Below are 13,869 nucleotides of genomic sequence, written 5' to 3' on the forward strand. Positions count from 1 at the left end.
GCCCGGGATGCCGGGGCTGCAGGTCTGCCGCCAGATGCGCTCGGAGCGCGACACCTCGCATCTGCCGATACTCATCGTCACCGCCAAGGGTACCGAAGTGGACAAGGTCCTCGGGCTGGAGATGGGCGCCGACGATTACGTGGTCAAGCCGTTCAGCCCGCAGGAGCTGGTGAGCCGGGTGCGGGCGGTGATGCGGCGCGGGGCGCGGGAGCAGGCGGAGGAGGGGAACGACCGGGCGATATCCTTCCCTGATCTATCCATCGACCCGCGCAGTCGGGTGGTCAAAGCGCGCGACTCCGATGTAGAATTGACGGCGAAGGAATTCGACATGCTTTATTTGTTGATGCGCCACCCGAAACAGGTGTTCACACGCGATCAGTTACTCGAGCGCGTGTGGGGCGGGGCGCAATACATCGATCCGGGCACTGTGACCGTGCATGTGCGCCGCGTGCGCGAAAAGATCGAACTCGACCCTTCGAAGCCCGCGCGGTTGATTACGGTGTGGGGCGTCGGCTATAAATTTGAACCGTAAGATGAAAAAATTTTTTTCGCGTGCTCCTTTTGTGTTTCAATTGATTCTCGGCGCGGCGGTCATCGTTGCGATCACGCTGGGCATCTTTACGCTGGTGATGTTCCCGCCGATGCAGGATATCGCCAATCTGGCGTTATATCTTAGCCTCACAGCATTGGTTTCGGCAGTCATCGGTTATCTTGCGTATTCCCTCGGTTGGATCCACATGTCGCCGACCCTGCGTTGGACGTTGCTGGGCGGGTATATCCTCGCCAGCGTTCTCACGTTCTTCAATGTGTGGTTCTCGGCGCAGATGATGTTCTCGAGCCAGCACGATCTATTGCTTGCCATTGTTTTATTGGTGTTTGCCGGCGGCATGGCAACCGTGCTTGGGTATTTTCTCTCCGGCACGATCACACAGCGCATTCATCTGCTCAAAAATGCGGCGGAAAATATCGCGCATGGCGAACTGAACACGCGCGTGCCTGTGCAGGGTCATGACGAAGTGGCGGGGTTGGCAAAAACCTTCAATCAGATGGCGGAACAGTTACAGGAAAGCGATAGCAAGCAACGCGAACTCGAACACATGCGCCGCGATCTGATCGCCTGGGTGGGTCACGATTTGCAAACTCCGCTCACCTCGGTGCGCGCCATTTTGGAGGCGTTATCTGACGGCGTGGTGGAAGACCCCGAAACCGCCAGCCGATATTTACGCACCGCCCAACGCGACGTGAACTCACTTTCCGCGTTGATCGACGATCTCTTCCAAATGGCGCAACTCGATACGGGGGGCTTTCCGCTCGACCGCCAAAACGCCTCGCTCAGCGACCTCGTTTCGGACACGCTCGAAAGTTTTACCGAACCCGCCAAACAACGCGAGATCAAACTCGAAGGCAACGTGGAATACAACGTGGACCCGGTCAACATGGATACGCAAGCCATCGGGCGCGCGCTCAACAACCTCATCGGTAACGCCCTGCGGCACACACCCGATCAGGGCAGGGTGAGCGTGTGGGCGCATCGCACCGGCAAGGGCATCGAGGTGACCGTCAGCGACACAGGCGAGGGCATCCGCGAGGAAGACCTGCCGCACGTGTTCGAAAGTTTTTATCGCGGCGATGCGGCTCGTTCGCGCAGTCGCGGCACGGGCGCCGGGTTGGGGCTGGCAATCGCGCGCGGCATTGTGCAGGCGCATGGCGGAGAGATCCGCGTCGAGAGTAAGCCGGGCAAGGGCACGCTGTTCACCTTCACCATTCCTTAACAAACTTTTCAGAGGGGCGTAATCTTTTTGTAAGGAAGTTTTTCTACACTTCAGGCATCAAGGACAACGATCCATGAAATCACTCCGCGTCTGCCTGATATTCCTCCTTCTGGTTGGATGCTCCAACGCCCAAACGCCTCTTTCGCAAAGCGCGGCTGACTCGCCCGTGGACGATGCTCCCATGCCCAAACTTGCATCCCTGCCCGACCTAGGTCCCGCTCCCGAACTAACAAACACCACATGGTTGAACACAGACGCGCCGCTCCGCCTCGCCGACTTGCGCGGCAAAGTAGTCATCGTCGAAATGTGGACATTCGGCTGTATCAACTGCCAGAACGTGATGCCGTCGCTCAAAGAGTGGCACGAGAAATACGCCGCGCAGGGGCTTGTCATCATCGGCAATCACTACCCAGAGTTCGATTACGAAACCGACCTTGCCAATTTGCGAGACGCTGTTCGGCATTTTGAGATCGAATATCCCATCTCGCAGGACAATGATGGAGTCACATGGCGCGCGTATAAGAACCGCTACTGGCCCGCGCTGTACTTGATCGATAAACAAGGGCGCATCCGCTATGTTCACATTGGCGAAGGGCGTTACGAAGAGACCGAGGAAAATATTCGCGCGTTGTTGGAAGAAACGTATTAATCCGCCACCCAGCCTCTTCTTTCACAAGGAAAGGAAAGCAAGGAGAACTATGAACGACAACTATAAATCCGTTGCTGTACAATCATCCGAGATCACGCCGCATTCGCAATACCTTTCACGGCGCGAATTCCTCAAAGCCGCGGGCTTCCTGAGCGGATCGGCGCTTCTAGCGGCGTGCGCGCCCACGGTAGCCGCGACAGTCATCCCGGGGGAAGAAGCGCCGCCTGTCGAAGTCAAATTCGATGAATTAGGCGATCCTGCCAACACCTTCGAAGACATCACCAACTATAATAATTACTATGAGTTCAGCGCCAATAAGGAGGCGGTGGCTCCACTTTCAAAAGACTTCAACACCAACCCATGGACGGTGGAAGTCTACGGCTTGGTGAAGCAACCCAAAACCTACGGCATCGAAGATTTGCTGGGCAAATTCACCCAGGAGGAGCGCATTTACCGCCTGCGTTGCGTGGAGGCGTGGAGCATGGTCATCCCGTGGAGCGGGTTCACGCTTTCATCCATTTTGAAAGAAGTGACGCCGACTTCAAACGCAAAATATGTTCGCTTTGAATCGGTCTACCGCCCGGAAGACCTGCCGGGGCAAGCGAGTCCTTTTTACCCGTGGCCCTATCAGGAGGGGTTGCGCCTCGACGAAGCCATGAACGACTTGACCATCCTCGCCACCGGGGTATATGGTGAGCCGATGCCCAATCAGAATGGGGCGCCGATCCGCCTTGTTGTGCCGTGGAAGTATGGGTTCAAATCCATCAAGGCAGTGACAAAGATCGAACTGGTGGAGGAGCAACCGAGCACATTATGGAACAGCGTAGGAGCAACAGAATACGGCTTTTATTCGAATGTGAACCCGGAACGCCCGCACCCGCGCTGGTCGCAGGCATCGGAACGCCGCATCGGCGAATTGAAACGCCGCCCCACCCTGATGTTCAATGGGTACGCCGAACAAGTGGCTGGGATGTACGCCGGCATGGATTTGATCGAAAATTATTAGACTAAGCCTCTTGCGAAAGTCGTCTTCGCCGCAAAGAACGCAGAGAAAAAGAGTTATTCTCAAGGTTCTCTGCGGACTCTGTGGCTGAGCACAAGGCGAACTTCCCTGGCGCTTGCATGCCGGGACAAGCGCGCGGTATTATAAAAACCATTATGTTGAAAAAAATCTTTTCACGTTACACCCCTCTTCAAATTGCCATACACATCTATGCGTGGTCTGTGCTGGTCATCCTTGTGTTCAAACTCATCACAGGCGATCTCTCGGCAAACCCGATTCAGGAATTGGAGCAACGCACGGGACGCCATGCCATTACCTTGCTGATCCTGTCGCTGGCTTGCACGCCGTTGAACACGCTCTTCCGATGGACCGAACTTCTTAAACGCCGTCGCGCGCTGGGGTTGTATGCCTTCATGTACGCCACGCTCCATATCATCATCTTCATGTTCGATTATGGTTTGGCATGGAGTTTTATCGTTCAAAATATTATCGAGAAGCCGTATATCCTTGTAGGGTTAGCCGGTTTCCTCCTGTTGATTCCGCTTGCCGCCAGCTCGTTCGATATCTGGAAGAAACGCCTCGGCAAACGATGGAAACGCATTCACCAGACCATCTACTTCATCGTCCCGCTGTTGTTACTGCATTATGCGTGGGGTAAGAAAGGCGATTTCTTCGCCTTGCAAGGCGAGATTATCCGCCCGTTGATCTACACGGTGATCGCGGTCATTCTGCTCGTTATGCGTATTCCGCCTATTCGACGGTTTCTCGCCTCCCTGCCCAGCCGCATCCTGCTTCTCGCGCGGAAGCGGGGAACGCAGCCTGAGACGACTGCATAGAGCGAGTTTCTTCGCAGTAAAAGCAAAGTGAACTTTGCTGTACGCTAGAACATCCCCTTGAGGAACAGCAATAACCCCACAACCGCCAGCGGAATGCCGACGATGGTGCCGATGACGGTCAGGCTGATGATGCCGCCGACGAGCATCAGCACGATGCCGAGGATCATCGCCACGAGCCGCCCCGTGAGTTCGACGATCACCGCCAGCAGTTTCCAGATGGCGGCAAAGGGCCACAGATACCAGGGGATGTGTTTTGTGTGAGTTGTCATTTCGACCTCCGAAAAATAAACTTGCAAAACGATCTACGTGGTTTCCCCACAAAAGTGGCAAATGACAAATCGGCGGGCGTGTTTTATAATGCCGCCCATGCCTAGAAAATCTACAACCACTGAAGAACAGCCCATCCCTGTTTCTGGTAACAAAACCGCCGTTGCCGAACCTGCGACCACCTTGCTAGACGAGAACACCATCACGTTCAAGGCGAGTCACTTTTACGCCGCGCTCAGCGTGTTGACGTTTTTCTTCGGTCTCCTGGCTGGGTACGCGGTGTGGGGAACCGACCTGTTCGCAAAGGCTGGCACCGCGCCTCAGGCGGCGAATCAGGCGCAAGTGGCGGAGGAACCGCAGGTTATCCGTTACGATATCCCGACCGAGGGGTATCCCGCTTTTGGTCCCGAAGACGCGCCCATCACCATCGTCGAGTTCAGCGATTTTCAATGTCCGTTTTGCAAGCGCTGGTTCGCGGAAGTGTACGAACCCCTGCTCGCGGAATACGAGGGGCAAATCCGCTTTGTGTATCGGAACCTGCCACTCACGTCCATTCACCCCGACGCGTTCTCAGCCGCCGAAGCCGCCCTGTGCGCCAATGAACAAAACGCTTTTTGGGGTTTCCACGATAAACTGCTCAGCGGAGATCTGTTGGGAAGCAGTGTGTATACCCAATATGCAAGCGATTTGAACCTGAACGCATCTTCCTTTGATGCTTGTATGAAGGCTGGCACGTATCGGACAATGATTCAGAAAGACAGCGATTTCGCCATCAACATGGGGGTCAACTCCACGCCGACCTTCTTCATCAACGGGCTGGCGGTGATCGGGGCGCAACCCATCGAGGTGTTCAGGCAGGTGATCGACAAGGAGTTGGCGGGCGAATTTCCGCAATAGGGCTGGTTCTCCCGGACGCAGATCTATTAGGGCTTTCGCTCACAGGCGGTCTGTGACCGCCATATGCACCAGCGAAGCGACGGTCACAGTCCGTCTTAGAGCAATAAAAACGAAAGTTCTGTCTCTTTTATTTTTTGGGTGTCCCGTAATCAACGGGAAAGAGCCTCACCACGAAGGACACAAAGTCTTGCGCTGAGTTCGTCGAAGCGACACAAAGGGGGACAAAGAGCCTAGATTCTTTGTGTTTTTCCTTTGTGACCGTCGTGTCCTTTGTGTTTGAAAAATGGTTTCCCGTTAAAAACGTGAGAGCCTATTTTTTCTAACGCGCAAACGACAAAGTTGAACCGCGAAGAGCGCGAAGAAAACCTGTGAAACCTTGGCGTTCCTAGCGTCCTTCGCGGTAAAAAAAGGGAATGTCGGTAGAGAGTTTTATTTTGGGTTAAGTCGAATACAACACGATTTTGAGGAGGAATGCCGTGAAAAAATTTGTTGCGGTGGCTGGGAATATTGGCGTGGGAAAATCGACGCTGGTGCAGATGCTTTGTTCGCGCATGGGCTGGGAGCCGTTCTATGAGCCGGTCACCCAAAACCCATACCTCGCCGATTTTTATGCGAACATGGATTCGTGGTCGTTTCATTCGCAGGTCTTTTTTCTCACCCATCGCCTGCGCTCGCACTTCCAACTCTCGCAACATCCCAGCGCGGTGATCCAGGACCGCAGTGTATACGAAGATGCCGAGATCTTCGCGCAAAACCTATATTTACAGGGGCATATTCAAGACCGCGATTATCAAACTTACCGCGATCTGTACGAGACGATGCTGCGCTTCCTCCCGCCGCCCGACCTGGTGATCTACCTGCGGGCTTCGGTGTCCACGTTGCTGGGGCGCATCTCGAACCGCGGACGCGACTATGAGCGCACCATTTCTGCCGAGTATCTGCGCGGACTTAACAACCTGTACGAAACGTGGATCGACAACTTCACCCTGTGCCCCATCCTTGCGGTTCCCGCCGACGATTTGGATTTTGTCTCACACCCCGGGCATTTGCGTCTCATCGTCCAAAAAGTGGATGAGAAGTTGACCGGCAAAGAGGAGGTTGTGTTCGAACCCGAGGAAGTGGCAAACGCGGCGCAGGATTAACAAGCGCGGCGGTCTCGTAATGAGACCGCCGCTTTTTAGGGTCTGTAAATTAATAACTACCCGTGTTTTTGTTCGCGCGCAGTTGCACTGCGAGCGGGATGCAGTGCAACTGCATCCCCAACAGGGAATTTATATTTTTACGAACCCTTAGTCTAAAAAGATTTCCCACTTGCCAGGGTAGTTTGGCAGGGGCTGTTCACCGAACCAGCCGGTATCGTCCCAATAAGGGCGGCTCCAAATATTGTTACCGAACGGCGTACATTCCGCGATATAAAAATCCAGAGGGAGGGTATCTGCCACCGGGCAGAACGAAGTATCCGCGCTTGAGCCAACGCCCGGCGCGCCGCCTGACGAATTCTTCAACCCCGGTGTGGGGAAACATGTCCGGTTCCAATCGTCCAGCCCGCCGTTATCGGGCAGGCGGCAGAAGGATTGGTCGGGGTAGCGGGCAAGGGAGTAGTTGTAGGCATCCATCAGCGAACCGTTCGGTTTGAGCAGGCGCACCCCGTCGCCGCCGTCGCTTAACAGTAAGCCGGTCTTGCTACCGTAGAACACGATCCGTTCGCCTGGCGCCAGCGTGATGGAGGGGAGCGCAAACGGCTTCGAGCCGATGTTCGCTTCATCGTCCAGGGTATACCCGCTCAGGTTGACGGAGATCGTGCCGTGGTTAATGATCTCGATGAATTCATCGCCAGTATTGACGAAACCGTCGTTGTTCCAATCGCGCCCGGGGCGCGGCAGGAATTCGTTGATGGCAATGAGGGGAGGCGGGGGAGGCGGTATGCCCGTCTTGGTTGCTGTGGCTTTCGGGAGGGCTGTCGGGGTTGGGGTTGGATTGCCGCATAAGGTCAATGCGCTGGACATATTCTGAGGATCGCTTGGAGTTCGGGCAAAAAAATCTGCCAGATTATTATTTGAATCAATACAGAGTCCTGATGAATTGGCTTTACGATCATAACTTCGATCCGTTTGTGTTGATAAAGGAATAAGTGGGGAAGTCTCAAAATAGGTTGTAGAAGAGCACATTCCAGCGCGATCCATAAAAGTCGATCCATTTAACAGGGCAATGCCTCCATTATCCGCAATGCCTTGACTCGCTGGAAACGACTGGTTCGCAGTAACTGTGCCGCTGTAAGAAGCTCCTCCAATTAAATAATGATGTCCGGGGTTAAGGGTCACACCAGAGTTAATTGTTGCAACCAAGGAAGTGCCAGCCCCACAACCTGTCGATTTTCTTAATGTCCAATCTCCAATTAGGACCGGTCCGCTTGTTGGGTTAAATAGTTCAATAAATTCATCGTTCCCACCGTTCGGTCCTGTAGTTCGAAACTCGCTAATCACCACACTCAAGGCAACCGGAGGCGACGTGAGTGTTACCGTGGGCGTAGAAGTTCTCGTAGGAGTAAGAGTAAGCGTTGGAGTTGATGTGTTCGTTGGAGTGAACGTCGGAGTTAAAGTAAAGGTCGGGGTTGGAGTAGGATTGCCGCATGGCGCAACCGGGCTCGATAAGTTTTGCGGATCGCTATCACGAAGAATAAAATCTGCAAGGTTATTGTTTGTGTCAACGCAATACCCTGAAATATCGGGGATTCTCTCGTATCCTTGATCCACATTATTTGTTAGTGGAGTTAAATTGATCGGGTCAACATATGTAGTGGTACTGCACATACCAACTTGATCCACCAGAGTGGCACTACTATCAAAAATAGCGATCCCGCCGTCATCATCGATCGCCCAGTTGCTGTTGTGACGATAATCGGGTGGCACAGTTCCTGAATAGGAAAAAGCGGAAAGCAGGTAATGTTGTCCAGAATTTAAAATAACAGGAGAGGGAATGCTCGGAATTGTCGCCAATATTTCTGTCGTAGTACCGCACCCACTGGATTTTCCTATTGTCCACCCGGTAATATCGATAGGCGAACCTGTCGGATTGAACAATTCGATAAACTCATCATTTGCCCCGCCCGACCCCCTCGTTCTAAATTCACTGATGATAATCGTCGTCGCCGCCTGTTGCATCGGCGCCGCCCTCACCGGCTGAACGACCGGCGCAACCAAACCTCCGCATACCGCGGCGATCAACAACACCAAAGACAAACTGCGCCAGAATACCTTCGACTTTTTCATGGGTACAAGACGAAACAAAGACCGTGAAGTGACATCGTCTTTAGAGAATTATAAACCACCCCGTTTGAAATGCCAGCGTTGCTCAGAGACCGTTTCTTGACGTATAGGACTTACGCAGTTGAACTTGTTACGCCGTAGTTGCACTGCGGCGGCGACAGCACAACTGCCCGCCAACCGCGTAGGTCCTGATGTACTCACCTTACGCGGCAAAGCCATAAGGCGAGATTGATCTCGCCTTTCAGGTTGGTCTTGAGTAAGAGCGACATTCATGTCGCGTTACGGAGATCAGGCTCACTTCAACTGCGTAACATCAGTTAAGGACACTAATTTGACGGATCACACAGAAAAACACGGATTTTTATAGGGTTTTCCGTGAAACTCAGTTGACCTCTTGCATAAGTGTCCCTAACTTAGCCGCAGAGTCCACAGAGACCTTTGAGAAAGGCTCTTTTTCTCTGTGGCAAAAATGACTTTCGCAAGGGGTCTAGTGAAACCCGCGCCATCCGTGTCCCAAAGAAGAGTTAAGCAACACTCTCTCAGCGCGGCTCAACGACAAACTTGATGGCGGTGCGCACCTTGTCGTCGATCGTCACATCCGCAAACTCCGGCACGCAAACAATCTGGATATTATCGTTTTTCAAATACCCGGTAGCCAGAGCCAGCGCCTTCACAGCCTGGTTCACTGCTCCGGCTCCAATCGCTTGCACTTCCGCCCGTTTGAACTCGCGCACCACCCCCGCAATTGCCCCGGCAACGGCAGAGGTACGGGAGCTGGCTGAAACCTTGATCATGTCCATGATGGACCTCCCAAAGGGTAAAGAGGGGCCGATGTGAAGATTGTACAAGATTCGCTTAAGAGATTCAAGCATATAGTATAAGAATATTATGATTTAGTAAAAGTAGTAGGGGGTGTGGATGATGTGGATGAGCGCGAATCTGCGCTATATGTGGGATGACCGCTTCCGCCTCCCTCCACGAGTGGGGCTGAATCGCCACTGGCAACGCCACCGCACTTGTGGAAAGAATCGGGATAAATCTATCCACACTCCATCCCCAAAAAATGAAAAGTTTCCCACAAATCCATATATTGGAAGTTTTGTACACACCCGTCCCATATATGGGGGTTCCGTTTCGATCTCAAACTAGAAGGCTAGCCTACTTCTCCACATGACCTGCCACTTATCCACAAAAAGAGGCGACTTATCCACAAATCGGATGTCTGGACAACACCTGTCCGAACTGAGAATCCCCCAAATATGGCAGAACTGGTTCACTCCACGAACAGTGGAATAGGCTCTCCCAGCACAGGAGCGGGCGCTGAAACATACAAGTCTAGAAACGCTCCCACCGTGGCGAGGAGTTCTCGAAAATTCCAGATCATCAACGATGAGTTCCAAAAACGGCGGGTATTTGCCTCCACCCCAACAGCCTCCACCCCCAGCGCATTGCAGAGAAACAAGGCGCGCGGTAAATGAAATTTTTGCGTGACGAGCAATACATCGTCTGCCTGAAAGATCTCTTTTGCCCGATAACAGGTATCGTAGGTGCGCCGGCCGGCATAATCCAGGGCGATCGCTTCTTCGGGAACGCCAAGCGAAAGCGCGTATTGGCGCATCGATTCGGGCTCGTTATAGTCCAACACAGGGTTATCTCCGCTCATCAGTAGCTTTTTCACTTTGCCCGAAAAATACAGTTCGGCGGCGGTTTCCACCCTGTCGCGCAAGATGGCGGTGGGGGTTCCATCCCTTCGCAAGCCGGCGCCAAACACAATGGCAAGTTGTTTTTTTGGCGCGTTCTCTTTCTGGTAAATGCGGTTGATGGAATGGACGGCTGTCACCAGGCGCGGCAAGACCAACCCTGAGAAGCCGATCAACCCCAGAAATAACGCGCCGCGCCATATAAATTTTTTGCTGGTAAATTTTCTCATCGTAAAGGTTGCAGACGTTTTTTGCGTTCAAATGTTACATGTGAATTTTGTTGTACAGACTAACAAACCTGTAAATGAAGTGAAACCTTTTAAGTCTTGAATTTTTGATGGAAACAGATATACTGTAAAAAGTTCTGAGGATGTGCCTCAGGCAAACAATTTATTAGAAAGGAATAATACCATGTTGTTCGCACCCAAAGAAAAAGGCCAGGGCCTCGTCGAGTACGCGATTATCATCGCTCTCGTCGCTATCGTCGTGATTGCGGTTATGACTTTGCTTGGACCCAAGATCGGCAATACCTTCTCCAGCATCAATAACTCCCTGCCGTAACCCGCTCAAACGAGCACAAAAAAGCCCCACCGCACGGTGGGGCTTTTTTGTAACTATTCTACGGGGCTGTTCGTCGTATTTGAACAATTCTCAATGCTCGCAGGGTCATATTTGACAAGGAGGCTGCGGGCGCCTCGGAAAGGAATTCAAATGTTATTTTCGCTCAAAGAAAAAGGACAGGGGCTTGTGGAGTATGCGATCATTATTGCTCTCGTGGCTATTCTTGTGATTGTGGCTGTTGGGGCGTTCGGCGAGAAAACCGGCGACACATTTAGCTCCATTAACAATTCACTGCCGTAACATCACTTAAGCGCGGATGCCAGATTAACCCCAGACGCATCGACGAGAGCGCGGAACTCGGCATAAAAACCGTCATTCACCTGCTGAAATTCGTCGATCCCATACACCGCCTTGAACGCGGAGTTGCCATCTGTGGTTTGCATGATGACGGGAACGATACTTGCAAATAAATCCCGCATCGGTTGCGGCAAGTTGGAAGAAAATACAAACACATCATACGGGATAATTTCGGGAATCCGCCAGATCACGATCACCTGCTCCATGAGGTCGGGAAATTGGTCTTCCAACGAGGGGAACTTCCGCGCATCGATGTAGGTGGCTCCAAACTCGCAGATACCGCTTGCATATAACGAGCGCACAACGGTCGGGTGTCCCTCCACGAAGGCGGCGGGCTTGGTGCTGATGCCGCTGGTTTTCAAATACCCGAAAGGAATGACATAGCCGGAGAGCGAGCGTTCATCGCTCCAACAAGGTTTCCGGTCGTTGAATTGGGCGAGGGCAACCGCCGGGTCATCGTCCGTGTTCGATTCGCTCACCGGGTTGAAAAACGGGGTAAATCCAGCCCTGCGTTGCGCAAGGAATTGCGCGCCATACAGACTTTTCTCATCCTTCACAACGGCAAAGGCGGCTTTGACAGTTTCGTTTTGATACGCCAGCGCATACGCATACGGATCGAGAAGCGCGATATGCGCATTCCCTTTTTGGAAGGCTTCCACGAGCGCCAGTTTCGAGTCGGGGATGACCGTGACCACCGAGTACCCCGCGCGTTCCTTGAATTGCGCGGCGATCAGGTTCGCAGAGTCGATCGTCTCCTGCGAAGATGTCGATGGCGGCAGGGCGAGGATTAAGGGGTTTTCCGGCGAGCCAAGTTCAGCGGAGGGAAGCGGCGGGGCGGGCGTCTCAGTGACAACGCCGAGAACCGGGGTTGGCGTCGGTTCGGCGGCGCCCAGGCGCGGCAAATTACAGCCGACAGTCAGAACAAACGCGACCGCGAAAATCAACCGGGGAAAAGGATTCCGATTCATGTGTTTGCCGGGGGATTATAATATGGGCATGAAAAATAACAATTTTCTCTCCATCCTGATTCTGATTGTGATCGGAGTTGCGGCATACATGATCGTGCAGACCGTGCGCGAAGGCGCCAAAACCGCAACCCAGCCTTTCGAGCAGGTGAACGAGGCGAACCGCGCCTTGCAAACGCAGATGGCGAACCTGATGAACCCCACGCCGACGATCATCCCCGACCCGATCACCTACATCAACGAGATTCGCGCGTTGGCGCGGCTCGAAACGATTCAGTATAGCGTGGAGAAAGTGATCACCGGCGAGACTGGCGGAGGAACGTTCGCCACATTTTTCGGCGACAAAATTTTGTTCGTCGGTCACGGCACCGTCATCGCCGGTGTCGACATGGAAAAACTCGCGCCTGAAAACATGCGCTACGAAAACGGAGTGCTCTCTGTACAACTGCCCCCGGCTGAAATTTTCATCGCCACCCTCGATAACGAAAAATCATACGTATACGACCGGCAGACCGGCGTGCTGACCAAGCCCGACCCAAACCTCGAAACCCTCGTCCGGCAAAAGGCGGAGGAAGAGATCCTCAAAGCCGCGCTGGAAGATGGAATCCTCAATCAGGCGCAGATCAACGCCGAGACCTACCTGTTCAAATTTTTTGCCGCGCTCGGTTTCCCGAATACGATCTTCCTCGATAACCCCAACTAGACTCGTCCCGTCCACGAGGGGTGATCGTATTTCTCGCGGACGAGTTCCTCCGCCATGTTGGATTCGGATTCGGACAACTTGCCCTCCTCGAATTGGATTCCCAACTGCGCCTCAAAAGCGCGGATGTAAGCCTGCGCCGCCTCGCCCCAACCGACTCTCCTCCCCAACGCCGCTTCGACCGTGATCGCCCGCTCCAGCAATCGCCTGGATGCGTTTTCACGAGCCGCCTCATCCTCAAAAGCAAGCGCCCGGCAGATTCGCGTCAGGTCGCCGGTCAGAGGCAGGGAGCCATGTTGCAGAACGCCTTCTTTTTTGCGGGCTTGCGCCGAACCTATCAACTTTTTTTCGTTGACTGTGATCTCATACGTGGATGGAACTTCAAAGCAGACCGGGTTGTTGCCTGGCGTATCGTTCGTTTTTTTCTCTTTCATTTCCACAGCAACATTCAGGGATTTCACGGCGAGCAATAGCGCCTGCGCCAAGCGGTTGTAACTTTCGAGCACGGTGCCCGCTACTCGAGGTTCATCGTTGGGAGCGATAACGGAATAGGTCAACTCGTCGGTGTGGAGGATCGCCCTCCCGCCGGTGAGGCGTCGCACCACATCCCAGTGTTGCGCTTTCAGTCGCTGTGTGTCAACGTCTGTGAAGGGCTGGGCGTACCCAAGCGAGAGACAAGCCGGGGTCCAGGCATACAGCCGTAAGGTGGGAGGGGAATCGCCGCGTCCGACATGATGCAGGATGGTTTCATCCGCCGCCATATTCCATGCTCCCCTTGCCGGAAGGGTGATGAGAAGCCGCCAGAGTGTCATGTCAATATTATAATAGTCGGGCGCGGCGGGAGAGGAATGAGGTAAAGTAAGAGAAGGACTTTCTTAATTTCGGAATTTCAAACG

Annotated in this window: 16 protein-coding genes and 1 pseudogene; 10 read left to right on the forward strand and 7 right to left on the reverse strand. The window is 53.5% G+C overall.

Annotated features, from left to right (window positions below):
- Positions 1–7: 7 nt before the first annotated feature.
- The 5 genes from AC16KF_RS00095 (at position 8) to AC16KF_RS00115 (ending at position 4,260) form a co-directional block, all read left to right on the forward strand.
- Positions 8–532, forward strand: coding sequence for a winged helix-turn-helix domain-containing protein (locus AC16KF_RS00095; RefSeq protein WP_484035269.1), 525 nt, complete (start codon positions 8–10; stop codon positions 530–532).
- Position 533: 1 nt separating this feature from the next.
- On the forward strand, positions 534–1,772 hold the full coding sequence (locus tag AC16KF_RS00100; RefSeq protein WP_484035239.1) for a sensor histidine kinase: 1,239 nt from the start codon (positions 534–536) through the stop codon (positions 1,770–1,772).
- 73 nt (positions 1,773–1,845) lie between these two features.
- On the forward strand, positions 1,846–2,421 hold the full coding sequence (locus AC16KF_RS00105; RefSeq protein WP_484035240.1) for a redoxin domain-containing protein: 576 nt from the start codon (positions 1,846–1,848) through the stop codon (positions 2,419–2,421).
- A gap of 49 nt (positions 2,422–2,470) precedes the next feature.
- Entirely contained in the window at positions 2,471–3,427 is a 957-nt protein-coding gene (gene msrP, locus AC16KF_RS00110) for a protein-methionine-sulfoxide reductase catalytic subunit MsrP (RefSeq protein ID WP_484035241.1), read from the forward strand.
- 152 nt (positions 3,428–3,579) lie between these two features.
- The gene (locus AC16KF_RS00115; RefSeq protein WP_484035242.1) at positions 3,580–4,260 is read left to right on the forward strand and encodes a protein-methionine-sulfoxide reductase heme-binding subunit MsrQ; all 681 of its coding nucleotides are present in this window, start codon (positions 3,580–3,582) and stop codon (positions 4,258–4,260) included.
- A 44-nt stretch (positions 4,261–4,304) separates the two neighbouring features.
- On the opposite strand, the gene AC16KF_RS00120 is transcribed toward AC16KF_RS00115, so the two are convergent.
- Positions 4,305–4,529 carry a hypothetical protein gene (locus tag AC16KF_RS00120; protein ID WP_484035243.1) on the reverse strand — a complete coding sequence of 75 codons (225 nt, stop codon included), beginning with the start codon at positions 4,527–4,529 and terminating at the stop codon, positions 4,305–4,307.
- A 97-nt stretch (positions 4,530–4,626) separates the two neighbouring features.
- Here AC16KF_RS00120 and AC16KF_RS00125 point away from each other — a divergent pair, with 97 nt between their 5' ends.
- A complete protein-coding gene (locus AC16KF_RS00125; RefSeq protein WP_484035244.1) occupies positions 4,627–5,424 on the forward strand; it encodes a DsbA family protein in 798 nt (265 codons plus the stop codon).
- 476 nt (positions 5,425–5,900) lie between these two features.
- Positions 5,901–6,566 (forward strand): deoxynucleoside kinase, encoded by a 666-nt coding sequence (locus AC16KF_RS00130; RefSeq protein WP_484035245.1) that lies wholly within the window; start codon positions 5,901–5,903, stop codon positions 6,564–6,566.
- A gap of 147 nt (positions 6,567–6,713) precedes the next feature.
- Here AC16KF_RS00130 and AC16KF_RS00135 read toward each other — a convergent pair whose 3' ends face one another.
- The 4 genes and pseudogenes from AC16KF_RS00135 to AC16KF_RS00150 form a co-directional block, all read right to left on the reverse strand.
- Complete coding sequence (locus tag AC16KF_RS00135; RefSeq protein ID WP_484035270.1) at positions 6,714–7,430, reverse strand: lamin tail domain-containing protein; 717 nt, start codon at positions 7,428–7,430, stop codon at positions 6,714–6,716.
- 249 nt (positions 7,431–7,679) lie between these two features.
- Positions 7,680–8,693: pseudogene (locus AC16KF_RS00140) on the reverse strand (lamin tail domain-containing protein); the annotation flags it as partial.
- 536 nt (positions 8,694–9,229) lie between these two features.
- Entirely contained in the window at positions 9,230–9,490 is a 261-nt protein-coding gene (locus AC16KF_RS00145) for a stage V sporulation protein S (protein ID WP_484035246.1), read from the reverse strand.
- 473 nt (positions 9,491–9,963) lie between these two features.
- The gene (locus AC16KF_RS00150) at positions 9,964–10,620 is read right to left on the reverse strand and encodes a SanA/YdcF family protein (protein ID WP_484035247.1); all 657 of its coding nucleotides are present in this window, start codon (positions 10,618–10,620) and stop codon (positions 9,964–9,966) included.
- Positions 10,621–10,801: 181 nt separating this feature from the next.
- Here AC16KF_RS00150 and AC16KF_RS00155 point away from each other — a divergent pair, with 181 nt between their 5' ends.
- Positions 10,802–10,951, forward strand: a complete 150-nt coding sequence (locus AC16KF_RS00155) for a Flp family type IVb pilin (protein WP_484035248.1) — start codon at positions 10,802–10,804, stop codon at positions 10,949–10,951.
- A 150-nt stretch (positions 10,952–11,101) separates the two neighbouring features.
- Positions 11,102–11,251: a Flp family type IVb pilin gene (locus AC16KF_RS00160; protein WP_484035249.1), complete on the forward strand. Its 150-nt coding sequence runs from the start codon at positions 11,102–11,104 to the stop codon at positions 11,249–11,251.
- Positions 11,252–11,253: 2 nt separating this feature from the next.
- Here the strand turns inward: AC16KF_RS00160 and AC16KF_RS00165 are convergent, their stop codons facing one another.
- Positions 11,254–12,276 carry a phosphate/phosphite/phosphonate ABC transporter substrate-binding protein gene (locus AC16KF_RS00165; protein WP_484035250.1) on the reverse strand — a complete coding sequence of 341 codons (1,023 nt, stop codon included), beginning with the start codon at positions 12,274–12,276 and terminating at the stop codon, positions 11,254–11,256.
- Positions 12,277–12,304: 28 nt separating this feature from the next.
- Here AC16KF_RS00165 and AC16KF_RS00170 point away from each other — a divergent pair, with 28 nt between their 5' ends.
- Entirely contained in the window at positions 12,305–12,976 is a 672-nt protein-coding gene (locus AC16KF_RS00170) for a DUF4230 domain-containing protein (protein WP_484035251.1), read from the forward strand.
- Here AC16KF_RS00170 and AC16KF_RS00175 read toward each other — a convergent pair.
- A complete protein-coding gene (locus AC16KF_RS00175; RefSeq protein ID WP_484035252.1) occupies positions 12,973–13,785 on the reverse strand; it encodes a lipoate--protein ligase family protein in 813 nt (270 codons plus the stop codon). The two genes, AC16KF_RS00170 and AC16KF_RS00175, sit on opposite strands and share 4 nt — an antisense overlap.
- Positions 13,786–13,869: the final 84 nt, after the last annotated feature.

The organism is Candidatus Defluviilinea gracilis (assembly GCF_057138825.1).